Source organism: Streptomyces fragilis (assembly GCF_003112515.1).
In the GTDB taxonomy this organism is placed as follows: domain Bacteria; phylum Actinomycetota; class Actinomycetes; order Streptomycetales; family Streptomycetaceae; genus Streptomyces; species Streptomyces fragilis.
In genome coordinates, this window is the sequence record NZ_BEVZ01000005.1 from 253,545 (window position 1) to 278,760 (window position 25,216).

The 25,216-nt window shown below is 73.2% G+C and carries 19 protein-coding genes; 8 read left to right on the forward strand and 11 right to left on the reverse strand.

Annotated features, from left to right (window positions below):
- Positions 1-13 precede the first annotated feature (13 nt).
- Positions 14-826, reverse strand: a complete 813-nt coding sequence (locus Sfr03f_RS19565; protein ID WP_108955489.1) for a helix-turn-helix domain-containing protein — start codon at positions 824-826, stop codon at positions 14-16.
- Positions 827-872: 46 nt separating this feature from the next.
- On the opposite strand from Sfr03f_RS19565, the gene Sfr03f_RS19570 reads away from it, so the two are divergent.
- Positions 873-1,529 carry a maleylpyruvate isomerase N-terminal domain-containing protein gene (locus Sfr03f_RS19570; protein WP_159105686.1) on the forward strand — a complete coding sequence of 219 codons (657 nt, stop codon included), beginning with the start codon at positions 873-875 and terminating at the stop codon, positions 1,527-1,529.
- Positions 1,530-1,672: 143 nt separating this feature from the next.
- Positions 1,673-3,142 (forward strand): S28 family serine protease, encoded by a 1,470-nt coding sequence (locus tag Sfr03f_RS19575; protein WP_108955252.1) that lies wholly within the window; start codon positions 1,673-1,675, stop codon positions 3,140-3,142.
- An 80-nt stretch (positions 3,143-3,222) separates the two neighbouring features.
- Here the strand turns inward: Sfr03f_RS19575 and Sfr03f_RS19580 are convergent, their stop codons facing one another.
- The 3 genes from Sfr03f_RS19580 to Sfr03f_RS19590 form a co-directional block, all read right to left on the reverse strand.
- Positions 3,223-3,870, reverse strand: coding sequence for a hypothetical protein (locus tag Sfr03f_RS19580; protein WP_159105687.1), 648 nt, complete (start codon positions 3,868-3,870; stop codon positions 3,223-3,225).
- A gap of 291 nt (positions 3,871-4,161) precedes the next feature.
- The gene (locus Sfr03f_RS19585) at positions 4,162-6,018 is read right to left on the reverse strand and encodes a glycoside hydrolase family 3 protein (protein ID WP_108955254.1); all 1,857 of its coding nucleotides are present in this window, start codon (positions 6,016-6,018) and stop codon (positions 4,162-4,164) included.
- Between the two features lie 382 nt (positions 6,019-6,400).
- Complete coding sequence (locus tag Sfr03f_RS19590) at positions 6,401-7,312, reverse strand: LysR family transcriptional regulator (protein WP_108955255.1); 912 nt, start codon at positions 7,310-7,312, stop codon at positions 6,401-6,403.
- A 106-nt stretch (positions 7,313-7,418) separates the two neighbouring features.
- Here Sfr03f_RS19590 and Sfr03f_RS19595 point away from each other — a divergent pair, with 106 nt between their 5' ends.
- Positions 7,419-8,426, forward strand: a complete 1,008-nt coding sequence (locus Sfr03f_RS19595; protein ID WP_108955256.1) for an EamA family transporter — start codon at positions 7,419-7,421, stop codon at positions 8,424-8,426.
- Positions 8,347-8,991: a GNAT family N-acetyltransferase gene (locus Sfr03f_RS19600; RefSeq protein WP_108955257.1), complete on the forward strand. Its 645-nt coding sequence runs from the start codon at positions 8,347-8,349 to the stop codon at positions 8,989-8,991. Before Sfr03f_RS19595 ends, Sfr03f_RS19600 begins: the two co-directional genes overlap by 80 nt.
- Positions 8,992-9,119: 128 nt before the next feature.
- Here the strand turns inward: Sfr03f_RS19600 and rbsD are convergent, their stop codons facing one another.
- The 5 genes from rbsD to Sfr03f_RS19625 form a co-directional block, all read right to left on the reverse strand.
- Positions 9,120-9,506, reverse strand: a complete 387-nt coding sequence (rbsD, locus tag Sfr03f_RS19605) for a D-ribose pyranase (protein ID WP_108955258.1) — start codon at positions 9,504-9,506, stop codon at positions 9,120-9,122.
- Complete coding sequence (locus tag Sfr03f_RS19610; protein WP_108955259.1) at positions 9,503-10,495, reverse strand: ribokinase; 993 nt, start codon at positions 10,493-10,495, stop codon at positions 9,503-9,505. Before Sfr03f_RS19610 ends, rbsD begins: the two co-directional genes overlap by 4 nt.
- Before the next feature lie 122 nt (positions 10,496-10,617).
- Positions 10,618-12,573 carry an ABC transporter permease/substrate-binding protein gene (locus tag Sfr03f_RS19615; RefSeq protein ID WP_108955260.1) on the reverse strand — a complete coding sequence of 652 codons (1,956 nt, stop codon included), beginning with the start codon at positions 12,571-12,573 and terminating at the stop codon, positions 10,618-10,620.
- Complete coding sequence (locus tag Sfr03f_RS19620) at positions 12,563-14,158, reverse strand: sugar ABC transporter ATP-binding protein (RefSeq protein ID WP_108955261.1); 1,596 nt, start codon at positions 14,156-14,158, stop codon at positions 12,563-12,565. The genes Sfr03f_RS19615 and Sfr03f_RS19620 overlap by 11 nt, the downstream gene beginning before the upstream one ends.
- Entirely contained in the window at positions 14,155-15,234 is a 1,080-nt protein-coding gene (locus Sfr03f_RS19625; protein ID WP_108955262.1) for a LacI family DNA-binding transcriptional regulator, read from the reverse strand. The genes Sfr03f_RS19620 and Sfr03f_RS19625 overlap by 4 nt, the downstream gene beginning before the upstream one ends.
- A gap of 187 nt (positions 15,235-15,421) precedes the next feature.
- On the opposite strand from Sfr03f_RS19625, the gene Sfr03f_RS19630 reads away from it, so the two are divergent.
- The 3 genes from Sfr03f_RS19630 to Sfr03f_RS19640 all read left to right on the forward strand — a co-directional run bounded on the left by Sfr03f_RS19630 (position 15,422) and on the right by Sfr03f_RS19640 (position 19,634).
- The gene (locus tag Sfr03f_RS19630; protein ID WP_108955263.1) at positions 15,422-15,781 is read left to right on the forward strand and encodes a DoxX-related protein; all 360 of its coding nucleotides are present in this window, start codon (positions 15,422-15,424) and stop codon (positions 15,779-15,781) included.
- A gap of 65 nt (positions 15,782-15,846) precedes the next feature.
- A complete protein-coding gene (gene recD2, locus Sfr03f_RS19635; RefSeq protein ID WP_108955264.1) occupies positions 15,847-18,123 on the forward strand; it encodes an SF1B family DNA helicase RecD2 in 2,277 nt (758 codons plus the stop codon).
- A gap of 218 nt (positions 18,124-18,341) precedes the next feature.
- A complete protein-coding gene (locus Sfr03f_RS19640) occupies positions 18,342-19,634 on the forward strand; it encodes a citrate synthase (protein ID WP_108955265.1) in 1,293 nt (430 codons plus the stop codon).
- Positions 19,635-20,361: 727 nt separating this feature from the next.
- On the opposite strand, the gene Sfr03f_RS19645 is transcribed toward Sfr03f_RS19640, so the two are convergent.
- Positions 20,362-22,662, reverse strand: coding sequence for a heavy metal translocating P-type ATPase (locus Sfr03f_RS19645; RefSeq protein ID WP_108955266.1), 2,301 nt, complete (start codon positions 22,660-22,662; stop codon positions 20,362-20,364).
- Between the two features lie 92 nt (positions 22,663-22,754).
- Complete coding sequence (locus Sfr03f_RS19650; RefSeq protein WP_108955267.1) at positions 22,755-22,994, reverse strand: heavy-metal-associated domain-containing protein; 240 nt, start codon at positions 22,992-22,994, stop codon at positions 22,755-22,757.
- Positions 22,995-23,230: 236 nt separating this feature from the next.
- On the opposite strand from Sfr03f_RS19650, the gene mmsA reads away from it, so the two are divergent.
- Positions 23,231-24,733: a CoA-acylating methylmalonate-semialdehyde dehydrogenase gene (gene mmsA, locus Sfr03f_RS19655; protein ID WP_108955268.1), complete on the forward strand. Its 1,503-nt coding sequence runs from the start codon at positions 23,231-23,233 to the stop codon at positions 24,731-24,733.
- The last annotated feature ends 483 nt before the right edge of the window (positions 24,734-25,216 follow it).

Below are 25,216 nucleotides of genomic sequence, written 5' to 3' on the forward strand. Positions count from 1 at the left end.
GGTTCGCGTGACGTCAGGAGCCGTTCGGACCTCGCGCCGAGGACGCGTACGCCGCGGGGGAGACGCCGACACAGGCGGTGAAGTCGCGGGTGAAGTGCGCCTGGTCGGCGTAGCCCAGTTCGGCGGCGAGGTCGGACCAGTTCTGCGGTGAGGCGGCCGCCCGGGCGGCCGCCTCCTGCATGCGGGTCCGCCGGATCACCCACTTGGGGCCGACACCGACGTACTGGGCGAACAGCCGCTGCAGCCGGCGCACGCTCATGCCGGCGATCGCGGCCAGGTGGCCGGTCCGGAGCACGGCTGGGTCGTCGCCGATCACGCCGACCAGCCGGGCCGCCGTGTCGATCTCGGGGTCGGGCGTGGGCCGCACGTCACGCAGGAGGCCGGCCGCGAGGAGAAGCGCGGCCGGCACCCCCGGCTCGGCGGCGACGGCGTCCGCGACGGCCCGCGCCCTCGTGCCGAAGACCTCCTCGGCGTCCAGGACCCGGTCGGTGAGGGTGGACACCGGGGCGTCGAGGAACGGCCGGAAGCCGCCGGGACGGAAGCGCAGGCCGACTGCCCGGCCGGTGCCGGAGATCTCCTGGGTGGAGGTACCGGTGACGACGCCGGTGATCCGGGCCTGCCCGCCGGTGGTGAAGGTCAGGTGGACCACCGGGTGGGTGAGCACCCGCTGCCGGTGCGGCTCCGCCAGGTTCCAGTGGAGGATCCAGAACCCGTCCAGGAACGGGGCCAGATCCGGCGGAGCCGGTTCCTGCGTGAGCCGGAACCGTTCGGCCGCGGTCCGCGGATCCAGGATGGCGCGTCGTCGCGTTTGTTCAATACCCGTCATCGTCCCCCTGTCTACCCTGCCTGACGACACGTGGAGAAGGGACGACATGGAGACGAGATTCCTGATGACCCGGGCCGCCGCGGTGGCGGTGGACATCGTCCGGGGGATCGGGCCGGACGCGCTCGACCTGCCCACACCGTGTCCGGGGATGCGGACCGGCGTGCTGGTGAACCACCTGATCGAGTTCACAGGCGAACCGGCGCAGGCCGCCGGACGCAAGCAGCCCCCGTCGGCGCGGGACGACACGGTGCGGGGCCAGAGGGACGACACGGTGCGGGACCACACGGCACGGGACCACACGGCGCGGGCGCGCGACCTCACCGCGGAGCCGGACCGGGCCGAGGAGTTCGCCTTGCAGGCGGCGGAGACCGCCGCCGTCTGGAGCACTCCCGAGGCATGGACCGGCGAGACGGCGCTGGCGGGGACCGCGCGGATGCCCGCCCGCTTCATCGGGGGGATCGTGCGCGGCGAGTGGCTGCTGCACGGCTGGGACCTGGCGGTGGCCACCGGGCAGGAGGCGGCCGTGGACGAGGAACTCGCCGCGGCGCTGTACGAGGACATCGCGGGCAAGGCCGACATGGCGCGGAAGTACGGGGTGTTCGGGCCGGAGGTCGCCGTGGCGCCGACCGCACCGCTGTTCCACCGTGCTCTGGGGCTGGCCGGCCGTGATCCCGCGTGGCGGCGCCCGGCCGGCCGCAGGTGAGCAGACAGGCCGGGGCCGCGGGGGACGCCGAGCCGATGCCGCGTCACCAGCGGGCCGGTGGTGCTCCGGCGTGCGTACAGGCCTGGTGATGCAGCGGTGGCGCGGGTAGGTTCGGGCCACCTATGACTCCCAGGGGAGGGTGCATGCGCAAGGCGCTCACAGGGGCGATGGCACTCGGCGTGCTGATGGGCACACTGAGCACGGCCGGGACGGCCACCGCCGTCCAGCCCGACGCCACCGACACCACCACCGCGGCCACGGCGGCCCAGGCCGCCGCCTCCGTGGACATCCTGGACCGGCTGCTCTCGATACCCGGGATGAGCCTGATCCAGGAGAAGCCGTACACCGGCTACCGCTTCTTCGTGCTCAACTACACCCAGCCGGTGGACCACCGTGACCCGTCCAAGGGCACGTTCCAGCAGCGCATCACCGTGCTGCACAAGGACGTCTCCCGCCCGACGGTCTTCTACACCGGCGGCTACAGCGTCTCCACCAACCCGAGCCGCCGCGAGCCGACCCAGATCGTCGACGGCAACCAGATCTCCATGGAGTACCGGTTCTTCTCGCCGTCCCGCCCGGACCCGGCCGACTGGTCGGACCTGGACATCTGGCAGGCGGCCAGCGACCAGCACCGCATCTTCAAGGCGCTGAAGCCGATCTACCGGGAGAACTGGCTCTCCACCGGTGGTTCCAAGGGCGGCATGACCGCCACCTACTTCGAGCGCTTCTACCCGCGCGACATGGACGGCGTGGTCGCCTACGTCGCCCCCAACGACGTGGTGAACAAGGAGGACTCCGCCTACGACGCGTTCTTCGCCCGCGTCGGCACCAAGGAGTGCCGCGACCGCCTGAACGGCGTGCAGCGCGAGGCGCTGGTCCGTCGCGACGCGCTGATGAAGCGTTACGAGGCCGCCGCCGCGGAGAACGGCTGGACCTTCGACACCATCGGCTCCATGGACCGCGCCTACGAGGCCGTCGTGCTGGACTACGTGTGGGGCTTCTGGCAGTACAGCACCCTCGCCGACTGCGAGTCGATCCCGGCGGACGCGGCGAACGCCACCGACGAGGAGATCTGGGACTCGGTCGACACGATCTCCGGGTTCAGCTTCTACACCGACCAGGGCCTGAGCCCGTACACGCCGTACTACTACCAGGCCGGCACCCAGCTGGGCGCGCCCACGATCACCTTCCCGTACATCGAGGACGAGCTGATCCGCTACAGCTACCAGCCGCCGCGGAACTTCGTCCCGCGCTCCATCCCGATGCGGTTCCAGCCGTCGGCGATGCGCGACGTGGACAACTGGGTGCGCAAGAACGCCCGCCAGATGCTTTTCGTCTACGGGCAGAACGACCCGTGGGGCGCCGAGCCGTTCCACCTGAGCAAGGGCGCCAAGGACTCCTACGTGCTGACCGCGCCGGGGATGAACCACGGTGCCAACGTGGCCGGTCTGGTGCCCGAGGAGAAGGCGCTCGCCACCGCGCGCATCCTCGAGTGGGCCGGTGTCGCCCCGGCCTCCGTCCAGGCGGACCCGTCCAAGGCGAAGCCGCTCGCGAAGTGGGACGCCAAGCTGGACAAGCGGGACGTGGAGCGGGAGCCCACCCTGCGTCCGTGACGCCGCCCGGCTGAAGGGTCCGACCCCGCGTGGTGCGGGTCCCGTACCCCGGTCCCGCATGCCGCGGGGCCGGGGTACGGTCACACCTTCCGCGCGCACCCCACCGGCAGGCCTCCGCCCAGCCGCACGTAGAGCGCCGTGGAGGACGGGCACCGGTCGCGGTCCACGACCGCCCGGGTCACCTCGAACTCCGGCCTCCTCCCGCCCCTCGCGTCGCAGGCGGTCTCGCGGACCTCGCCCCGGCCGGTGGCGTAGAGGCAGTCGCCGACCACCGTGTGCGGGCCGCCCCCGCCTCCCGGGTCGCCCGGGTGCGGCGGCTGGAGGTTGCGCATGCAGGCGTAACCCTGCGGGGTGATGCCGTCGCCGTCCTCGTCCGAGGCGGAGTGCCGGTCGCTGACGTGCAGCACGAAGTCGGTGTCGGGCGGACAGCGCGGGCCGTCGGCAGGCCGCCCCGCGCGCCGCGCGGTCACCTTGGCCACCGCCCGTTCGCTGGTGCACGCCACCTCGCCGAAGCTCCGGGTTCCCGAGGTGCTGCACTCGCCGGCCGCCAGGAACACCGGGCCCTCCCCGGCGGCCGCGACCGTCGGCGACGAGCGGGCCTCCACCCGTCCGTCGCCCGGTCCCCCGGCCCCGGTTCCCGCCCCGGCCGGCGCGGACGGCGCGCAGCCCGCCGCCGTCAGGGCGCCGAACAGCAGCGCGCCCGCCACCCGCGCAGCACGACCTCGCATCGGTCCACCCCCCGACGACGCAGCCTGCCCCGCGCGGAGCGGGCCGCGCCAGGCGTTCCGGAGGAAATGGGCCGCCCGGAGCGCGTGCCGCGATGCCGGTCGCAGAGCACGTACGGCACATGACGGTCGGCCCGCTACGTCCCCCCGGCCAGGTACTCGCCGGTCTGCCGGGGGTGCCGCTGACGGACGCCACACCCGCCGGCCCTCCTCCGGCTTGCCGCGCCCACCCGCTCGCCCGGCGGCGGTGCCGGGGTCCGTCCGCCCCTGGGCCGGCCCCGGCACCGCCGTCCCTCAGTAGCCCAGCCCGTACCCGATCGGGAAGAGCACCTGGTCCGGGGCGTCCGCCCGCTGCACCGGCACCGGCAGCTTCCCCTTGGGCGAGACCTGGCCGGCGATGACCCGCGCCGCGGCCCGCACCTCGGTGTCCGTCCAGGAGTAGGAGGCCAGCACCGCCGGCACGCCGTCCAGGTGCGCCACGTCGTACGGGTTGCGCACCGCCACCACGACGACCGGCTTCCCGGTCTCCTGCAGCCGCCGCACCAGCGTCTTCTGCGCGCTGCTCGCCGTCACGTTGTACGTGGCGACCACCACCGCGTCCGCGTCGGCGGCCGCCGCGACCGCGCCCGCGACGACGGTGGCGGAGGGGGCGGTCCCGGTGGTGCGGGCCGTGGTGGTGAAGCCGAACTCGGCGAGCGCCTCGGCGATCACCTTGGTGGTGGGGCCGTCCGACAGGGAGGGGGAGGCGGGATCGGGGCCGACCACCAGCAGCCGGCGGTGGCGGCGCCGGTTCAGCGGCAGCAGGCCGCCCTCGTTGACCAGCAGCGTGGTCGTGTGGTCGGCGATCCGCTCGGCCGCCTTGTAGTGGGCGCCGGTGCCCACCGCCCGGTCGACGCCGTGGTGGGTGACGTACGGGTCCTCGAAGAGGCCGAGCTTCGCCTTGAGGCGGAGGATCCGCAGGATCGATTCCTCGAGCCGGGACTCGGTCAGCTCGCCGGTCCGGACCGCGTCCAGCACCGCGTTCCACGAGACGTCCAGGTCCGGCGGGTTGAGCAGCTGGTCGACGCCGGCCTGGACGGCCATCACCGCCACCCGCGCGTCGCCGTACTTGGTCCGCACGCCCTGCATGCCCAGGGAGTCGGTGACCACCACGCCGTCGTAGCCGAGTTCCTCGCGCAGGATGCCGGTGAGGATCGGCCGGGAGAGGGTGGCCGGGTCGCCGGACGGGTCCAGCGCGGGGACCATCAGGTGGGCCGTCATGATGGAGTCGATCCCGGCCCGGATGGCCGCCCGGAACGGCGGGGCGTCCACGGCCTCCCACTCCTCGCGGCTGTGGGTGATGATCGGGAAGCCGTAGTGGCTGTCGACGGCGGTGTCGCCGTGGCCGGGGAAGTGCTTGGCGGTGGCCGCCACACCGGAGTTCTGGTAGCCGACCACCTCGGCGGCGGCCAGCCGGGCCGCGGCCTGCGGGTCGGCGCCCAGCGAGCGCACGCCGATCACCGGGTTGGCCGGGTTGACGTTCACGTCGCAGACGGTGGAGTAGTTCTGCCGGATGCCCAGCGCGGCAAGCTCCGCGCCGGCCACCCGGCCCAGCGCCTTGGCGTCGGACCTGGATCCGCTCGCGCCCAGCGCCATCGCGCCCGGCAGCAGGGTGGCCGGCTTGCCGACCCGGGCCACGATGCCGTGCTCCTGGTCGGTGGCGATCAGCATCGGCAGCCCTCGCGGCAGGTCGAGGGAGGCCTTCTGGATGCCGTTGGAGAGGTCCGCGATCTGGTGGGGGTCGCGGGTGTTGTGGGCCCAGGCGAAGTAGATGATGCCGCCGAGCCGGTACTTCTCGATCAGTTCGGCCGCGGTGCGGACGCCGATCTCCTTGAGGTTGGCGTCGATGTCGGCCTGGTCCGGGGCGGTCGCCGAGTGGCCGTAGACCCGCATCACGAAGAGCTGGCCGACCTTCTCCTCCAGCGTCATCCCGGAGATGAGGGACCGCAGTCGCTCGTCGTCCACGGGCGCCGGGTCGTCGGCGGCGAGTGCGGGGGTGCCGGCCGCCAGGGCCGCGGCGATGCCCGCGGTGGCGGCGAGGACGGTGCGTCGTGAGGGCCGGGTCCTGCCCGAAGCGGTGTTTCCGGAACTACCCGTGCTGGAGTCGCGCACGTGCGCCCCTTCCTTGGATGAAGGCCTTGGATGAAGGAAACTTCCGAGGGGTCACGAATATCGGGGAAGTTTCTTTCGGTCAAGGGTCGCGGCACGACCGGTGCCCGTACGGCGGGGCGGACGCGGGCCCGCGCGGCGTTCGCGGGCGTGAGGCCGGGCCTTCCGGCGGGCCGGGCACGGCGCGGAAGAGGACCTGGTGGACCGTCACCGGGTCCCCGGCCCGGTGGTCCGTCACCGGCGCGCAGGAGGGGGCGGCGCCGGTGACGGCCGGGCTGCCGGTCCGCGGGCGGGGAGGGAGGGGAAACCGGCCCCCACAGGTGGCCGGCCGGCCGCTCCGCGGTGACTGCTCCGGCAGTGCGGCCCTTGGACGCGCCACCGCCGCTCACGGTTCCCCGGACAGGCCCCGCCATCGCGACCGCAGGGTCCGCACCGTCTCCGTGACGGCCGGACGCCGGGCCGCCTCCTGGCGCCACACCGCGTACAGCCGCCGCACCGGCACCGGTTCCATCGGCACCGTCACCACCTCGTCGGGCAGCGGCCCCCGGCCGAGCCGGGGGATCACCGCCACCCCCAGCCCGGCCGCCACCAGCGCCACCAGCGTCGGGTTCTCGTCGGCGGTGTGGACGACCCGCGGCTCGTGCCCGGCCGACCGCATGGTCCGCACCAGCCAGTCGTGGCAGACCCGCCCCGGCGGCTGGCAGACCCAGTCCTCCCCGGCCAGTTCCGCGCCCCGCACCCCGCGCCGGGCGGCCAGCGGGTGCCCGCGCGGGACCAGCAGGTCGCTGTGGTCCTCGCCGATCCGCTGCCGGGCCAGCCCCGGCGGGAGCGCCATCGGGGCCACGTCCCAGTCGTGCGTCACCGCCATGTCGACGGCGCCCCTGGCCACCATCCCCACCGACAGGTGCGGGTCCACCTCGCTGAGCCGCAGGTCCAGTGTCCGGTGCCGCGCCGCCAGTTCGGCGAGCACCCCCGGCATCAGCCCGCGCGCGGCCGAGGGGAAGGCGGCGACCGTCAGCCGGCCCGACGGTTCCCCGCGCCGCTCCTCCAGCGCCGCCTCCGCCCGCTCCACCAGGCCCAGCAGCTCCCGCGCCGTCTCGGCCAGCTGACGGGCGTCCTCGGTGAGCCGCACGCCCCGGCCCTGCCGCTCCAGGAGCACCGTGCGGGTCTCGCGTTCCAGCTTCGCGATCTGCTGGGACACCGCGGAGGGCGTGTAACCCAGCGACTCCGCCGCCGCGTTGACGGTTCCGTGCACGGCGACGGCGTGCAGAGCGCGCAAGCGCTGCAGGTCCAGCACGGTGCGGCCCCCTCTCGATTCAGCCTCGTCGATTCAGCATCGCTACATCCACCCGTGCAGCAATCATCGCTGGTGCTTCACGGTGCCGGCGACGGATGCTCGACGCATGCGACCTACTCATCTCCTGCTGGCCGTGTGCGTGGCGGCCACCTGGGGCGTCAACTTCGTGGTGATCGAGGTCGGCCTCGACCACTTCCCGCCCCTCCTGCTGTCCGCGCTGCGGTTCCTCCTCGCCGCCCTGCCGGCCGTCTTCCTGGTGGGACGGCCGAAGGTGGCCTGGAAGTGGATCGTGGGCGTCGGCATCGCCCTGGGCGTGGCCAAGTTCGGGCTGGTCTTCGTCGGCATGGACCAGGGCATGCCCGCCGGGCTCACCTCGCTGGTCCTGCAGATCCAGGCCGTCTTCACCGCGCTGTTCGCCTTCGCCGTGCTCGGCGAGCGGCTCACGGGGCTGCGGGTCGCGGGCATGGCGGTCGCGGTCGCCGGCATAGCGGTCGCCGCCGTGGACGAGGGGACGACGGGACCGCTGCACGCCTTCGCCCTGGTGATCCTCGGCGGCGCCTGCTGGGGCGTCTCCAACGTCCTCACCCGCAAGGCGTCCCCGCCGGACGCGCTCAACTTCATGGTCTGGGTGAGCACCGTCCCCGTGCTGCCCCTGCTGGCGCTCTCGCTGCTCACCGAGGGCGCCGGACGCGACCTGGCCGCCCTGCGCGGTCTCGACCTGGAGGGCGTCGGGGTGATCCTGTTCATCGCCTGGGTCAGCACCGTCTTCGGCTTCGGCGCCTGGGGCTGGCTGATCAAGAGGTACCCGGCCTCGACGGTGGCCCCGTTCTCGCTGCTGGTGCCGGTCTTCGGGATGGCCTCCGCCTGGCTCCTGCTGGACGAGGCGGTGAGCCCGCTGCGCTGGGTGGCCGCCGCGCTGCTGGTCACCGGCGTCGCCATGACCTCCCTCGTCCGCCCGGGCCGAAGCCGCGTCGTCGCCGGCGGGGCGGGTGGTGCAGACTCCACGGCGGACGCACCGACGAAGGAGGACCCGGATGACCTTCCGGCTGACCGCCCCACCGCTGGAGGGCTCACGGGTACGGCTGGAGCCGCTGCACCCGCGGCACGCGGCTGACCTGGCCCTCGCGGCGGAGGAGGACCGGTCCACCTTCGCCTACACCTGGGTGCCCCGGGCGGACGAGGTCCCGGACTACATCGCCACCCAGCGGGGGCGCGCCGCGGAGGGGACGGTCGCGCCCTACGCGCAGATCTCCCTGGCCACCGGCCGCGCCGTCGGCTGCACCTCCTTCTGCACGCCGCGCGCCTGGCGCACGTCCGGGCGGCTGGACGCGGTCGAGGTGGGCTGGACCTGGCTGGGCCGCTCGGCACAGGGCACCGGCGTCAACACCGAGGCCAAACTGCTGCTGTTCCGGCAGGCCTTCGAGGGCTGGGGCGTCGGCCGGGTGGACCTGATGACCGACGCCCGCAACGTCCGGTCCCGAGCGGCGATGGAACGGGTGGGGGCCCGGCCCGAGGGAGTGCTGCGCGGCTGGGGCGTCTCCCGGGTCCCGGGGGAGGAGGGCCGGCTGCGCGACACGGCGGTCCACGCGGTCCTCGCGGAGGACTGGACCGAGGTTCGCGAGAAACTCGAAAAAATCTTGTCCGGCCGTACAACCTCGGCCCCACCTCGCCGGTCTTAGTCGGCGTCAGGAGTTCTGGAGGGGGATCCGGGGGGATCGCACAGCTTCTGGCGGGGGGAGAACCGAAGGGCCCGGTCCACAGGACCGGGCCCTTCGTCGCGCGTGCTCTCCGGGTGAGCCCCGGTCGGCTAGAAGAACACCCCGCAGCGCAGGAGGACGTTGGCGTACGGCGCCGCCTCCCCGGTGCGGACCACCAGGCGGGCGTCCCGCGAACGCAGCTTGAGCTCCTCGTGGGGGACGAGACGCAGCCCGGGCAGCCCGGCCAGCAGCGCGGCGGCCGCCGGATTGGCGTCCCGCACCTCGCAAGCCGCGACGGCGCCCTCCACGACCAGCTCCTCCAGCAGCCCGTCCAGCACCTCCGCGAAGGACGGCACCCCGGCGCGGAACGCCAGGTCCACCACCCGCGGACCCGCCGGGATGGGCATGCCCGCGTCGCAGACCAGCACCTCGTCGGTGTGGCCCAGTTCGGCCAGTGCGCCCGCCAGGTGGCGGTTGAGGATCCCGGACCGCTTCACAGCGCCGCGACCTCCTCGGCCGTCGGGTAGGACGCCTGGGCGCCCTCCCGGGTGACCGCCGCCGCGCCGACCCGGGCCGCGTAGGCGGCCGCCGCCGGCAGGGACTCGCCGAGCCCCAGCCGCCAGGCCAGTGCCGCGGTGAACGCGTCACCCGCTCCGGTGGTGTCCACGGCGTCGACCCTCACCGACGGCACCCGGGTGACCTCCACGCCCGGCGGCGCGGACTCCGCCGCCTCCGCGCCCTCCGCCGAGCCCGCGCGCCCCGCCGCCGACGGGTCCCCCGAGCCCGCGCGCCCCGCCGCCTCGGCGGTCACCGCGCCCTCAGCGCCCAGGGTGACCACCACCGAGCGCGGCCCCAGCGCCAGCAGCGCCCGGGCCCACTCCTCGGGGGAGTCGCCCAGCGGGCCACCGCCCGCGATGACCCGCGCCTCGTGCTCGTTGACGATCAACGGGTCGCAGGCCGCCAGCAGTTCCGCGGACAGCTCCCGCGGCGGCGACGGGTTCAGCACGAACCGCGTCCCGGGCGCCAGCAGGCGCACCGCCTCGGTCACCGTCTCCAACGGGATCTCCAGCTGCGCGGAGACCACCGGCGCCGACCGCAGCACCCGCTCGGCCGCCCGCGCGTCCTCGGGCGCCAGCCGCCCGTTGGCGCCGGGCGACACCACGATGCTGTTGTCGCCCGACGGGTCCACGGTGATCAGCGCGACGCCGGTGGGCGCCCCGCCGGCCGCCACCGCGGCGGTGTCCACGCCCGAGGAGGACAGCGAGTCCAGCAGCAGCCGCCCGTGCGGGTCGTCGCCCACCCGTGCCACCAGGGCCGTGCGCGCCCCGAGCCGGGCGGCGGCGACCGCCTGGTTGGCGCCCTTGCCGCCCGGGTGGACCGCGAGGTCCGAGCCGAGCACGGTCTCACCGGCGGCTGGCCGCCGCTCGACACCGATCACCAGGTCGGCGTTGGCCGAACCGACGACCACCAGGTCGTAGTCGAACATCACTGTCTCCCTCGTCTTCCTCACCCGGATTGTCGGCATCCGGACCGTCGGCGTGCGGACCGTCGGCGTGCGAACCGTCGGGGTGCGGACCGTCGGCATCCGGACCGTCGGCGTGTGAACCGTCAGCCGCCGAACGAGCCGACGTTCTCCTTGGTGACGACCTTCACCGGCACCTTGACCAGGTCCTTGAGGTCCTTGCCCTCGGCCGCGTCCAGCGCGTTGCGGACGGCGATCCTCCCCAGCTCGGTGGGCTGCTGGGCGACCGAGGCGTAGAGGGTGCCCGCCTCGACGGCCTTCAGGCCGTCCGGGGTGCCGTCGAAGCCCACGACCTGCACGTCCTTGCCCGCCCGGGAGCCGAGGGCCTTCGCGGCGCCGAGCGCCATCTCGTCGTTCTCGGCGAACACGCCCTGCACGTCGGGGTGTGCCTGGAGCAGGTTGGTCATGACGTCCAGACCCTTGGTGCGGTCGAAGTCGGCGGGCTGCTTGGCGACCACCTCGATGCCCGGGAACTCCTTGAGCCCTTCGGCGAAACCCTGGCCACGCTCACGGCTGGCGGAGGTGCCCGCCTGGCCCTGCAGGATCACGATGGAGCCCTTGCCGCCCAGTTTCTCGCCCAGCGCGCGGGCCGCCATCCGGCCGCCCTCGACGTTGTCGGACGCCACCAGCGCGTCGATCCGTGCCTTGTTGACGCCGCGGTCCACGGCCACCACCGGGATGTCCGCCTTGTTGGCGGAGCGCACGGAGGGGCCCGCCGCGTCGGAGTCCACCGGGTTGACCACGATGGTGGACAGGCCGGAGCTGGTGAAGTTCTGCAGCTGGTTGGCCTGCTGGGAGGCGTCGTTCTGCGCGTCGGTGACGGTCAGGTCCACGCCCAGCTTCTTCGCCTCCTGCTCCGCGCCCTGGCGGATCTGCACGAAGAACGGGTTGTTCAGGGTGGACAGCGACAGGCCCACCTTCCGCTTGGCGGCCGCGTCGGAGCCGTTGTGCAGGAAGGACAGGGAGGCCACCACCGCGACCGCGACCACGGCGGCCAGCAGGTAGGTCAGCGCCTGCTTGCCGCGGTTCCCGCCGCCGCCCGCCGGGGAGGCGGCCGCCGGGGTGGCGCCGGCCTTGCGGCGGACGGTGTCCAGCAGGACGGCGAGGGCGATGACCACGCCGATCACGACCTGCTGCCAGAAGGCGGAGACCGAGAGCAGGTTGAGGCCGTTGCGCAGCACGGCGAGGATCAGCGCGCCGATGAGCGTGCCGGAGGCCTTGCCGACACCGCCGGCCAGCGAGGCGCCGCCGATGACGACCGCGGCGATCGCGTCCAGCTCGTAGCCCTGCGCGGCCTGCGGCTGCGCGGAGGACAGGCGGGAGGCCAGCACGATGCCCGCCGCTGCGGCGAACAGACCGGACAGGGCGTAGATCGCCAGCTTCTGCTTCTTGACCTTCAGGCCGGACAGCCGCGCGGCCTCCTCGTTGCCGCCGATGGCGTACATGGAGCGGCCGATGTAGGTGCGGCCCAGGATCAGCGCCGTGATCAGGCCGAGGACGACCATGACCAGGACCGGCACCGGCAGCCAGCCGCCGAGGGTGTCGCCGAGGTGCGCGACCGACTCCGGGAACGGGATCGGGCTGCCCTGCGAGATCACCAGCGACAGGCCGCGCGCGATCGACAGCATCGCCAGGGTGGCGATGAACGGCGGCAGCTTCCCGTAGGAGATCAGCACGCCGTTGACGAAGCCGCAGGCCAGGCCGGTGGCGACGGCCAGGAGCACGGCGATCCAGACCGGCACGCCCTCGGAGGTCGCCGACCAGGCCAGCACGGTCGCCGACAGCGCGGCCACCGAGCCCACCGACAGGTCGATGCCCGCCGAGACGATCACGAAGGTGACGCCGAACGCCAGGATGGCGGTGACCGCCGCCTGGACGCCGATGTTCAGCAGGTTGTCCGCGGTCAGGAAGTCGCCGGAGAGCGCCGACATGGCGACCACCAGGACGATCAGCGCGGTCAGCGCGCCGTTGTCGAGCAGGATGCGGCGCAGGCCGCCGGCGCCACTCGCGCCCGCCCCGCTCTTGAGCGTGTCAGTGGCCACGGCTGGCCTTCCCTTCCTTGTTCTCGCCGGTTCCGGCGGTTGTGGCGGTTGTGGCGGTTCCGGTGTCTCCGGTTTCCTCGCCGGTGGTGTGCGTGGACTGCGTGGAGACGGCGAGGGCCATCACCGCGTCCTGGGTCGCCTGATCGGCGGGCAGTTCGCCCGCGATCCGGCCCTGGGCCATCACCAGCACCCGGTCGCTCATGCCGAGCACCTCGGGCAGGTCGCTGGAGACCATCAGGACCGCCGCTCCGGCGGCCGTGAGTTCGTTGACGAGCTGGTAGATCTCGACCTTGGCGCCCACGTCGATGCCGCGGGTCGGCTCGTCGAGGATCAGCACCCGGGTGTCCGCGAGCAGCCACTTGCCGATGACGACCTTCTGCTGGTTGCCGCCGGACAGGGTGCGCACCTGCTGGTCGAGGCCGGCCATGCGGACGCCGAGCTGCTCGGCGATCCGCCCGGCGGCCCGCCGCTGGCCCTTGCGGTCCACCAGCCCGGCCTTCGTCGACGAGCGGAGGGTCACCAGGCCGAGGTTCTCCGCCACGGAGGCGTCGAGCACCAGGCCCTGGCCCTTGCGGTCCTCGGGGATCAGCCCGATCCCGGCGTCCAGCGCGGCGTTGACGTCGTGGCGGCGCAGGTCCTTCCCGGCCACCGTCACCGTGCCCGCGTCGTAGGGGTCGGCGCCGAACACGGCGCGCACCACCTCGGTGCGGCCCGCGCCGACCAGGCCGGCGATGCCGACGACCTCGCCGGCCCGGACCTCGAAGGACACGTCGTGGAAGACGCCGTCCCGGGTCAGCCCCTCCACCCGCAGCAGCGGCTCGCCGGCCTCCGCGCGCTCGCGCGGGTACTGCTGCTCGATGGAGCGGCCCACCATCAGGCGGACCAGCTCGTCCTCCGGGGCGGAGGCCGGGACCTGGCCGACGCTGCGGCCGTCACGGATGACGGTGACGCGGTCGCCGAGGGCGGCGATCTCCTCCAGGTGGTGGGTGATGAAGACGACGCCCACGCCGTCCTCGCGCAGCCGGCGGACGATCGAGAAGAGCTTCTCGACCTCCTCCGAGGTGAGCACCGCGGTCGGCTCGTCCATGATCAGGACCCGGGCGTCCAGGCTGAGGGCCTTGGCGATCTCCACCATCTGCAGGCGGGCGATGCCGAGTTCACGCACCCGGGCGCGCGGCGAGACCGGCACCCCCACGCGTCCCAGCAACTCGGCGGCCTCCGCCTCCATGCGGCGGCGGTCGATCAGCCCGAACCGGCGGGGCTGACGGCCCAGGAAGATGTTCTCGGCCACGGTCAGGTCCGGGACCAGGTTGAACTCCTGGTAGATGGTGGCGATGCCGAGCTTCTCGGCGTCCTGCGCGCTGCCGATCGTCACCTCACGGCCGTCGACCAGGATGCGGCCCTCGTCCGGGCGGTGGGCGCCGGAGAGCGTCTTGATCAGCGTGCTCTTGCCCGCGCCGTTCTCGCCGAGCAGCACGTGGACCTCGCCGCGCCGCAGGTCGAAGTCGACGCCGTCGAGCGCCACCACGCCGGGGAAGGCCTTGCGCACGCCTTCGATGCGCAGCAACTCGTCCGTGTCGCTCACGGGTTGCTCCTCTTCTGGGGTTCGGTCCCGTTCCCGGGGCGGGGCCCGTTCTCGGGAGGGGTCCCGCCGCCCTCGCGGCCCTCGCCGCACGAGCGGCGGACCACGAGACGGGCGGGAAGGGTGACGGACCGGGCGGCCCGGCCCTCGATGCGGTCGACCAGGGCGCGCACGGCCGCACGGCCGAGCTCTCCGGTCGGCTGGGCGATCGCGGTGACCGGGGGGTCGGTGTGCACGAACCAGGGGATGTCGTCGAACGCCGCCAGCGCGATGTCGTGCGGGACCCGCAGGCCGCGCGAGCGCACGGCGTCCAGGGCGCCGAGCGCCATCAGGTTGTCGGCGGCGAACACGGCCTCGGGCGGTTCGGACAGGTCCAGGAACCGCTCGGTGGCGCGCCGGCCGCTCTCGGCCTGGAAGTCGCCCTGGCCGATGTAGGCGTCGGGCAGCTCCAGACCGTGCGCGGCGAGCGCCTCGCGGAACGCCTCGACCCGCTCGCTGCCGGTGGTGGTGGCCGCGGGGCCCGCGATGATGGCGAGCCGCCGGTGACCGAGGCGGTGGAGATGGGCGACCAGCTCCCGCACGGCGTCCCGGCCGTCGGAGCGGACCACGGGGACGTCCACGTCGTCGGCGCCGGGGATCCACCGGTCCACGAAGACGACCGGGGTCCCGGCCCGCGCGGTGTCCAGCAGCAGGGGGGTGCCGCCGTCGGTGGGGGAGACCAGCAGGCCGTCGATCCGGCGGTCCCGCAGGGTGCGGATGTGGTGGTCCTGCAGGTCGGGGCGCTCGTCGGCGTTGCCGATGATCACGCTGTAGCCGAGGGAGCGCGCCTCCTCCTCCACGGCCCGGGCGAGCTCGGTGAAGTAAGGGTTCAGCACGTCGCTGATCACCAGCCCGAGGGTGCGGGTCTGGTCGGTGCGCAACGACCGGGCGACGGCGTTGGGGCGGTACCCGAGCTCCTCGACCGCGGCCAGCACCCGGGAGCGGGCGTCCTCGCTCACCGAGGGGTGACGGTTGAGCGCGCGCGACACGGTGGCGACGGAGACTCCGGCGCGGGCCGCGACGTCCTTGATGCCAGGCATCAGCGGTTCCACCTCCTTGTGGAAACGTTTACACGGTTGATTGGAAACGATTACACGGCCGGCTGGCAAGGGTCTGGCGCTGGTTGTGACGTACCTCGCTCGCATGAGCGGATCGATTGCGGCAACGTCCGCCACCTGCCGGCTACTCGCGAGTAGCATCGCTTCACACCGTTCTGAGGAGACCCCGATGTCCCGCTCGCCCCTCGCCCTGGCCGCCCTCCTCGCCACCGCCGGCGCCGCCCACTTCGCCCGCCCCCGCGTCTTCGACGGGATCGTCCCGCGCGGCCTCCCCGGCTCCGCCCGCGCCTGGACCTACGCCAGCGGCGCGGCCGAACTCGCCCTGGCCGCCGGCCTCGCGGCGCCCCGCACCCGGCGGACCGCGGCCCTGGCGACCGCCGCCTTCCTCGTCGGCGTCTTCCCGGCGAACGTGAAGATGGCCCGGGACTGGAGCCGCCGGCCCGCCCCGATGAAGGCCGTCGCCTACGGCCGGCTGCCCCTGCAGGTTCCCCTGGTCCTGTGGGCGCGCGACGTCGCCCGCAAGAGCTGACCGCCCCTCACCCGGGTTTTCCACAGGCCCGCGGCGTTGTCGCCGCCCGGCGGTAACGTCGGAGCATGGCAACTCCGCCCGCGCGCAAGCTCGCCACCCTCGAGGGCGTGCTCGAACGCGTCACCTACGCCAACGAGGAGAACGGCTACACCGTGGCCCGGGTCGACACCGGCCGCGGCTCGGGCCCGGGCGAGCTGCTCACGGTCGTCGGGGCGCTGCTCGGCGCCCAGGTCGGGGAGTCGCTGCGGATGGAGGGCCGCTGGGGCTCCCACCCCCAGTACGGCAAGCAGTTCCACGTCGAGAACTACACGACCGTCCTGCCCGCCACGGTCCAGGGCATCCGCCGCTACCTCGGATCCGGCCTGGTCAAGGGCATCGGGCCGGTCTTCGCCGACCGCATCACCCGCCACTTCGGGACGGACACCCTCACCATCATCGAGGAGTCGCCGCAGCGCCTGATCGAGGTCCCCGGCCTCGGCCCCAAGCGGACGAAGCGGATCACCGCCGCCTGGGAGGAGCAGAAGGCGATCAAGGAGGTCATGCTCTTCCTCCAGACCGTCGAGGTGTCGACCTCCATCGCCGTGCGCATCTACAAGAAGTACGGCGACGCCTCCATCTCGGTCGTGAAGAACCAGCCCTACCGCCTGGCCTCCGACGTCTGGGGCATCGGCTTCCTCACCGCCGACAAGATCGCCCAGTCCGTCGGCATACCGCACGACAGTCCTGAGCGGGTGAAGGCCGGGCTCCAGTACGCGCTCTCCCAGTCCGCCGACCAGGGCCACTGCTTCCTCCCCGAGGAGCGCCTGATCGCCGACGCCGTCAAGCTGCTCCAGGTGGACACCGGTCTGGTCATCGAGTGCCTCGCCGAGCTCGCCGAGCCCGGGCCGGACGGCGAGGAGCCCGGAGTGGTCCGCGAGAGGGTCCCCGGGCCGGACGACGGCGGCAGCCCGGTCACCGGCGTCTACCTGGTCCCCTTCCACCGGGCCGAACAGGCGCTGGCCTCCCGTCTGCTGCGGCTGCTGCGCGCCGACGACGACCGGATGCCCTGGTTCCGTGACGTGGACTGGGACCGGGCGCTGGGCTGGCTGCGCACCCGCACCGGAGCCGAGCTGGCGCCGGAGCAGGAGGCCGCGGTGAAGCTGGCCCTCACCGAGAAGGCCGCCGTGCTCACCGGCGGGCCCGGCTGCGGCAAGTCGTTCACGGTCCGCTCGATCGTGGAGCTGGCCCGCGCCAAGCGCGCCAAGGTGGTGCTGGCCGCGCCCACCGGCCGGGCCGCCAAGCGGCTCGCCGAGCTGACCGGCGCCGAGGCCTCCACGGTCCACCGGCTGCTGGAGCTCAAGCCCGGCGGGGACGCCGCCTACGACCAGGACCGCCCGCTGGACGCGGACCTGGTGGTGGTCGACGAGGCGTCCATGCTGGACCTGCTGCTCGCCAACAAGCTGGTCAAGGCCGTCGCGCCCGGCGCCCACCTGCTGTTCGTGGGTGACGTGGACCAGTTGCCCAGCGTCGGCGCCGGCGAGGTGCTGCGCGACCTGCTGGCGGACGGCAGCCCCGTCCCGGCGGTGCGCCTGACCAAGGTCTTCCGCCAGGCGCAGCAGTCCGGCGTGGTCACCAACGCGCACCGGATCAACGCCGGGCACCACCCTGTCACCGACGGGCTCAAGGACTTCTTCCTGTTCGTGGAGGAGGACACCGAGGAGGCCGGCCGCCTCACCGTCGACGTGGCCGCCCGGCGGCTGCCCGCCCGCTTCGGCCTCGACCCCCGCCGCGACGTGCAGGTACTCGCCCCCATGCACCGCGGCCCGGCGGGCGCCGGCGCGCTCAACGGCCTGCTGCAGCAGGCGGTCACCCCGGCCCGCCCGGACCTGCCCGAGAAGAGGTTCGGCGGCCGGGTCTTCCGTGTGGGGGACAAAGTCACACAGATCCGCAACAATTATGAAAAAGGGAAGAACGGGGTCTTCAACGGCACGGTCGGTGTCGTCACCTCGCTCGACCCCGACGAGCAGCGGCTGACGGTGCTCACCGACGAGGACGAGGAGGTTCCCTACGACTTCGACGAGCTCGACGAGCTGGCCCACGCCTACGCGGTGACCATCCACCGCTCGCAGGGCAGCGAGTACCCGGCCGTGGTGATTCCGGTGACCACGGGCGCGTGGATGATGCTCCAGCGCAACCTGCTCTACACGGCGGTGACCCGGGCCAAGAGGCTGGTCGTGCTCGTTGGCTCCCGCAAAGCCATCGGACAGGCGGTGCGCACCGTCTCGGCGGGGCGGCGCTGCACGGCGCTGGACCACCGGCTTTCCGGGGCGGGGCGGCTCCCGGGACCCCGCCCGCCGGTGTGAGGATTCGTTTCGATAAAAATGATCGATCAAATGGGTCGCAAAGGTCACAGTGGCCTTCCGCAACCGGCCCGCGACGGGCAGGATGAACAGGTTGACGGCACTGAGTGCCGCCGATGGGCCCGATGGTCGACCCCGAGTGCACTCGCCAGAGCCAGTTGGGGGAAGGTAGAGGCGGTCAGGGCACCTCGAAGATGAGGACTAGGTCGGTGAGGGAAGACGTGAGCGACAACTCTGTAGTACTGCGGTACGGCGACGGCGAGTACACCTACCCGGTGGTCGACAGCACCGTCGGCGACAAGGGCTTCGACATCGCGAAGCTCCGGGCTCAGACCGGTCTGGTGACCCTGGACAGCGGCTACGGCAACACCGCCGCGTACAAATCCGCGATCACCTATCTGGACGGTGAGCAGGGCATCCTGCGTTACCGCGGTTACCCGATCGAGCAGCTGGCCGAGCGGTCGACCTTCCTGGAGGTCGCCTACCTGCTGATCAACGGCGAACTTCCGACGGTCGACGAGCTCACCGTCTTCAAGAACGAGATCACGCAGCACACCCTGCTGCACGAGGACGTCAAGAACTTCTTCCGCGGCTTCCCGCGGGACGCCCACCCGATGGCGATGCTGTCCTCGGTGGTCTCGGCGCTGTCCAGCTTCTACCAGGACAGCCACAACCCGTTCGACGAGAAGCAGCGGCACCTCTCCACGATCCGCCTCCTCGCCAAGCTCCCGACGATCGCGGCGCACGCGTACAAGAAGTCGGTCGGCCACCCGTTCGTCTACCCGCGCAACGACCTCGGCTACGTCGAGAACTTCCTGCGCATGACGTTCTCCGTGCCGGCCGAGGAGTACGAGCTGGACCCGGTCGTGGTCTCGGCGCTCGACAAGCTGCTGATCCTGCACGCGGACCACGAGCAGAACTGCTCGACCTCCACGGTTCGCCTGGTCGGCTCCTCGCAGGCCAACATGTTCGCCTCCATCTCGGCGGGCATCAGCGCGCTGTGGGGCCCGCTGCACGGTGGCGCCAACCAGTCGGTGCTGGAGATGCTCGAGGGCATCCAGGCCAACGGCGGCGACGTCGACTCCTTCATCCGCAAGGTGAAGAACAAGGAGGACGGCGTCCGCCTGATGGGCTTCGGCCACCGGGTGTACAAGTCCTTCGACCCGCGCGCCAAGATCATCAAGGCCGCGGCCCACGACGTGCTCTCGGCGCTCGGCAAGTCCGACGAGCTGCTGGACATCGCGCTGAAGCTCGAGGAGCACGCGCTGTCCGACGAGTACTTCGTCTCCCGCAACCTGTACCCGAACGTGGACTTCTACACGGGTCTCATCTACCGGGCGATGGGCTTCCCGACCGAGATGTTCACCGTGCTGTTCGCGCTGGGCCGCCTGCCGGGCTGGATCGCGCAGTGGCACGAGATGATCAAGGAGCCGGGTTCCCGCATCGGCCGCCCGCGCCAGATCTACACGGGCATCGTCGAGCGCGACTTCGTCCCGGTGGAGGAGCGCGGCTGACCCGCCGCCCCCCGAACGTCACTGGAGCCGCCCCGGTCCACTCCACCGGGGCGGCTCCGGCGCGTCCGGGGGCCCCTCGTGCGCGGTGGGAAAAGACGAAGGGCGCCCTGCCGCCGGTCCCCCCACGGGCCGACGCACAGGGCGCCCTTCTGTGCCCCGGTGCGGATTCCCCCCACGGGATCCGGGCCCGGGCGTCTGCGGGCAGCGCCTGAAACGCTGTGTGCGCCGCCAGGGCGGCACGCGTGGTGCGGTCTGCCGGGACCCGTACCGTCGGGAGGGCCGCTCAAAGCTCCCCGGTCGCACGTGCCCCGGCAACGCAGCTCCGGAGGCGTCCCCCAAGACGTCTCCGCAGATGCCGGTCACACCCCCCAAGATGCTTCCGGCACCGCCAACTTAGACCTTCGAACGCGCTGAAGGGTTACGTTGACATCACTGTGATCTGCATCTCCCGCGGTCTCCTGTCCGCGGCGGTAGTCCGGCGAAACGAGCCGGTCAGCGACGCATGAAGATGGCGCGCGAGACTTGTGAAGAGCTTATGTGAGGAACGGGTGGCAGATCCAGAGGACGACGGATTTGCCGCAAGCGGTTTTTCGGTCAGGCGGACGGGCCGCCTGACCAGGACTGCGATCCGGTCGGGCGGCCCGGGCGGCCGGTCGTACGGCCGCTCGTGCGGACGGTCACGCCGGGGACCGTCCGGGGGCGCCGGGGAAAGGCGCCCCCGGACGGCTCAGCGGAAGCCGCGCAGCCGCAGGCTGTTGCTGACCACGAACACCGACGAGAAGGCCATCGCGCCACCGGCGATCACCGGGTTCAGCAGCCCCGCCGCCGCCAGCGGCAGCGCCGCCACGTTGTAGCCGAAGGCCCAGAACAGGTTGCCCTTGATGGTGGCCAGGGTCCGCCGGGAGAGCCGGATCGCGTCCGCCGCCACCCGCAGGTCCCCGCGGACCAGCGTGAGGTCGCTCGCCTCGATCGCCGCGTCGGTGCCCGTGCCCATGGCCAGGCCCAGGTCCGCCGCCGCCAGCGCCGCCGCGTCGTTGACGCCGTCGCCGACCATGGCCACCGTGCGGCCCTCCGCCTGGAGCCGGCGCACCGCCTCGACCTTGTCCTCGGGCAGGACCTCCGCGACGACGTCCGCCTCGTCGATGCCCACCGAGCGGGCCACCGAGACGGCCGCCCGCCGGTTGTCACCGGTCAGCAGCACCGGGCGCAGTCCCAGGCGGCGCAGCGCGGCCACCGCCTCCGCGCTGGTCGGCTTCACCGTGTCGGCGACCGCCAGGACCCCGCGCGGCGCGCCGTCCCAGGAGACCACCACGGCGGTGCGCCCGGCGTCCTCCGCGGCGTCCTTGGCCCGCGCCAGGGACTCGGGCAGCTCCGGGGCCGCCCCGTCCGCCGTGAGCCGGCCGACGATCACCTCACGCCCCTCGACGCGGCCGCGCACGCCCCGGCCGGGCAGGTTGACGAAGTCCTCCACGGCCGGCAGCGGGCCCACCCGCTCCTCGGCGCCGGCGGCCACCGCCCGCGCCACCGGATGCTCGGAGGCGTGCTCCACCGCGCCCGCGAGGCGCAGCAGTTCCGCCTCCTCGACGCCCTCGGCGGCGTGGGCCTCGTGCAGCGTCATCGAGCCGGTGGTGACCGTGCCGGTCTTGTCGAGCACCACGGTGTCCACCCGGCGGGTCGACTCCAGGACCTCGGGGCCCTTGATCAGGATGCCGAGCTGGGCGCCCCGCCCGGTGCCGACCATCAGGGCGGTGGGCGTCGCCAGGCCGAGCGCGCAGGGGCAGGCGATGATCAGCACCGCCACCGCCGCGGTGAACGCCGCCGTGACGTCGCCGTCGGCCAGCAGCCAGCCGACGAGGGTGCCCAGCGCGATCAGCAGCACCACCGGGACGAAGATCCCCGATATCCGGTCGGCCAGCCGCTGCACCTCGGCCTTGCCGTTCTGCGCCTCCTCGACCAGCTCGGCCATCCGGGCCAGCCGGGTGTCGGAGCCCACCCGGGTGGCCTCCACGACGATCCGTCCGCCCGCGTTGACGGTCGCCCCGGTGACCGCGTCGCCCACCGAGACGTCCACCGGGGCCGACTCGCCGGTCAGCAGCGAGGCGTCCACGGCGGAGGATCCCTCCACCACCACGCCGTCGGTGGCGACCTTCTCGCCCGGGCGCACCACGAACCGGTCGCCGACCGCCAGCGCGTCGACCGGGATCCTGGTCTCGCGGCCGTCACGGAGCACGGCGACGTCCTTGGCCCCGAGTTCCATCAGCGCCCGCAGCGCCGCCCCGGCGCGCCGCTTGGAGCGCGCCTCCAGCCAGCGGCCCAGCAGGATCAGCGCCGTGACCCCGGCGGCGACCTCCAGGTAGAGCGTCGCGGAGGCGTCGCCGCGGGAGACGGTCAGGGAGAACTCGTGCCGCATGCCGGGCATCCCGGCGTGGCCCAGGAACAGCGCCCACAGCGACCAGCCGAAGGCGGCCAGGGTGCCCAGCGAGACGAGCGTGTCCATGGTGGCCGCGCCGTGCCGGGCGTTGGTCCAGGCGGCGCGGTGGAAGGGCAGGGCCCCCCACACCACGACCGGGGCGGCCAGGGTGAGGGAGAGCCACTGCCAGTTGTCGAACTGCAGCGCCGGGATCATCGCCAGGAGCACCACGGGCAGCCCGAGGACCGCGGAGACCGTGAACCGGGTTCGCAGCGCCGTCACCTCGGGGTCGTCGTCCCCCTCGGCGTGCTTCCCGGTGCGGGCGCCCGGGCCGGCGGTCTCCGCGGGCGCCGGCGGGGGAGGAGGCTCCGCCGTGTACCCGGTCCGCACCACGGTGTCGACCAGGTCCTCCACCGATACCCCCTCGGGGTAGGAGACCCGGGCTTTCTCGGTGGCGTAGTTGACCGTGGCCTCCACGCCCTCCATCCGGTTGAGCTTCTTCTCGACGCGGGCGGCGCACGAGGCGCAGGTCATGCCGCCGATCAGCAGCTCGACCTCGGAGCGGGGCGCGTCCGCGACCGGGTCCGCCGCCCCGGTCGTGGTGACGGTGCTGGACATTCGGGCCTCCTGGGCGATGACGGGTGACGCGGGGGGTGCGACGTCGTGCCGCGGGCGTGCCGCGGACGGGCGGCGTCGCCTGCCGCGGACGGTCAGGCGCGGCCGGCGTACTCGAAGCCGGCCTCGTCGACGGCGGCGCGGACCGCCTCCTCCTCCAGCGGGGCGGCCGAGACCACGGTGACCTCCCCGGCCGAGGCGACGGCCTTGACCGACTCCACGCCCGGGATGCGGGAGAGCTCGCCGGAGACCGAGCCCTCGCAGTGGCCGCAGCTCATGCCGGTGACCTTGTAGACGGCGGTGACGGTTCCCTGGGTGTCGGTCGACTGGGTCATGTCGTTACTCCTGATCGGTGGGATGGCGTTGTCGCCCTCTGGTACCCAGACTATACCCCCTGGGGGTATGTGCCAAAGGAGGCTGCCCGGCGGGGCGCGCCGACGGCCGCGGGTCCGCCCCGGCGCGGGGTGTCGACGCCGGGCCGTGGAGGCACACACTGTGTCGGGAGCGTTCCTGGCCCGGTCCCGGTGAGACGGTCGGTCCGGCGAGCTGTCGACTGCGAAGGAGTCCTGGCATGACGAAGACCCTCCACCACTGGATCGGCGGCAGGACCGTCGAGGGGACCTCCGGGAGCCACGGTCCGGTCACCGACCCCGCCACCGGCGCCGTCACCACCCGGGTCGCCTTCGCCGGCGTGGAGGAGGTGGACGCGGCGGTCGCCGCCGCCGAGGCGGCGTTCGCCGACTGGGGCCGCTCCTCGCTGGCCGCCCGCACCGCGATCCTGTTCAGGTTCCGCGCCCTGGTGGACGCCCACCGCGACGAGCTCGCCCGGCTGATCACCGCCGAGCACGGCAAGGTGCACTCCGACGCCCTCGGCGAGGTCGCCCGGGGCCTGGAGATCGTCGAGCTGGCCTGCGGGATCCCGGTCCAGCTCAAGGGCGAGCTGTCCACCGAGGTGGCGAGCCGGGTGGACGTGGCCGCGATCCGGCGGCCGCTGGGCGTGGTCGCCGGCATCACGCCGTTCAACTTCCCCGCCATGGTGCCGATGTGGATGTTCCCCCTGGCCGTCGCCTGCGGGAACACCTTCGTGCTCAAGCCCTCGGAGAAGGACCCCTCGGCCGCGAACCTGCTCGCCTCGCTGCTCGCGGAGGCCGGCCTGCCGGACGGGGTGTTCAACGTGGTGCACGGGGACCGGGTGGCCGTCGACCGGCTGCTGGAGCACCCGGACGTCCGGGCGGTCTCCTTCGTGGGCTCCACGCCCGTCGCCCGGCACGTCCACACCACCGCCGCGGCCCACGGCAAGCGCGTCCAGGCGCTCGGCGGGGCCAAGAACCACATGCTGGTGCTGCCCGACGCCGACCTGGACGCCGCCGCCGACGCCGCGGTCTCCGCCGCCTACGGCTCGGCGGGGGAGCGGTGCATGGCGATCTCGGCGGTGGTCGCGGTCGGGGCGATCGGCGACGAGCTGGTGCGCCGGATCCGTGAGCGCGCCGAGAAGGTCGTGATCGGCCCCGGCCACGACCCCGTCTCCGAGATGGGCCCGCTGATCACCCGCGCCCACCGGGACCGCGTGGCCTCGTACGTGCGGGGCGCCGCCGCGCAGGGGGCCGAGGTGGTCCTGGACGGCACCGGCTTCACCGTCGAGGGGTACGAGGGCGGACACTGGATCGGCATCTCGCTGCTGGACCGGGTGCCGGTCACCGCCGACGCGTACCGTGACGAGATCTTCGGCCCGGTGCTGTGCGTGCTGCGGGCCGAGACCTACGAGGAGGGGCTGGCGCTCGTCAACGCCTCACCGTTCGGCAACGGCGCGGCGATCTTCACCCGTGACGGCGGGGCGGCGCGGCGCTTCCAGATGGAGGTGGAGGCCGGGATGGTGGGGGTGAACGTCCCGATCCCGGTGCCGGTCGGGTACCACTCGTTCGGCGGGTGGAAGGACTCGCTCTTCGGCGACCACCACATCTACGGCAACGACGGCACGCGCTTCTACACCCGGGGCAAGGTCGTCACCACCCGCTGGCCCGACCCGGCCGACACCCCTCCGGGCGTGGACCTCGGCTTCCCCCGCAACCACTGACGCGACCGCTGACCCCGCCGCCGTCCGCGGCCCGCCCCCGTCCGCCCCCGGCAGGGCGGGGGCCTCACGGTCAGTGCGCCGCCGCGGCCGTGCCGGAAGGAAGGGGGAGAGCGGCGCCCGCGCCCCCCGGGCCCTCGGAGCTGACGCCCGGAACCTCCGCCTCCGCGGGCCCCGCGCCGCCCGGCGCGACCCCCGCCGCATACGTGACCATCAGGGCGGCGACCGTGCACCCCACCCATGCCGCGGTGTACCGCAGCTTCATGCGCCCCACCTCACGCCGACGACCGGACGAACCGGCACACCCAGAACGGACGGACGACCTCCGGACCGGTCGGCCTCGCCCCCGGTGCCGCCGACCCCGGACCCGACTCTACTGGCCGCCACCGACAGGCCCGCAGTCGGTTTTCCGCCACCCCGCATCTTCCCGGCGGCTTCACGCCGGACCCGTTGACTCTTTTTTACGCGCGAGTAAGTTAGCGGCCC

Excerpts from the sequence above, each read along its gene's own strand:
- Sfr03f_RS19650 (WP_108955267.1), bottom strand. The coding sequence starts at position 22,994 with ATGACCCAGTCGACCGACACCCAGGGAACCGTCACCGCCGTCTACAAG.
- Sfr03f_RS19600 (WP_108955257.1), top strand. The coding sequence starts at position 8,347 with ATGACCTTCCGGCTGACCGCCCCACCGCTGGAGGGCTCACGGGTACGG.
- recD2 (WP_108955264.1), top strand. The coding sequence starts at position 15,847 with ATGGCAACTCCGCCCGCGCGCAAGCTCGCCACCCTCGAGGGCGTGCTC.
- Sfr03f_RS19595 (WP_108955256.1), top strand. The coding sequence starts at position 7,419 with ATGCGACCTACTCATCTCCTGCTGGCCGTGTGCGTGGCGGCCACCTGG.
- Sfr03f_RS19580 (WP_159105687.1), bottom strand. The coding sequence starts at position 3,870 with ATGCGAGGTCGTGCTGCGCGGGTGGCGGGCGCGCTGCTGTTCGGCGCC.
- Sfr03f_RS19610 (WP_108955259.1), bottom strand. The coding sequence starts at position 10,495 with ATGTTCGACTACGACCTGGTGGTCGTCGGTTCGGCCAACGCCGACCTG.
- Sfr03f_RS19630 (WP_108955263.1), top strand. The coding sequence starts at position 15,422 with ATGTCCCGCTCGCCCCTCGCCCTGGCCGCCCTCCTCGCCACCGCCGGC.
- Sfr03f_RS19625 (WP_108955262.1), bottom strand. The coding sequence starts at position 15,234 with ATGCCTGGCATCAAGGACGTCGCGGCCCGCGCCGGAGTCTCCGTCGCC.
- Sfr03f_RS19575 (WP_108955252.1), top strand. The coding sequence starts at position 1,673 with ATGCGCAAGGCGCTCACAGGGGCGATGGCACTCGGCGTGCTGATGGGC.
- Sfr03f_RS19565 (WP_108955489.1), bottom strand. The coding sequence starts at position 826 with ATGACGGGTATTGAACAAACGCGACGACGCGCCATCCTGGATCCGCGG.
- Sfr03f_RS19645 (WP_108955266.1), bottom strand. The coding sequence starts at position 22,662 with ATGTCCAGCACCGTCACCACGACCGGGGCGGCGGACCCGGTCGCGGAC.
- Sfr03f_RS19570 (WP_159105686.1), top strand. The coding sequence starts at position 873 with ATGGAGACGAGATTCCTGATGACCCGGGCCGCCGCGGTGGCGGTGGAC.
- mmsA (WP_108955268.1), top strand. The coding sequence starts at position 23,231 with ATGACGAAGACCCTCCACCACTGGATCGGCGGCAGGACCGTCGAGGGG.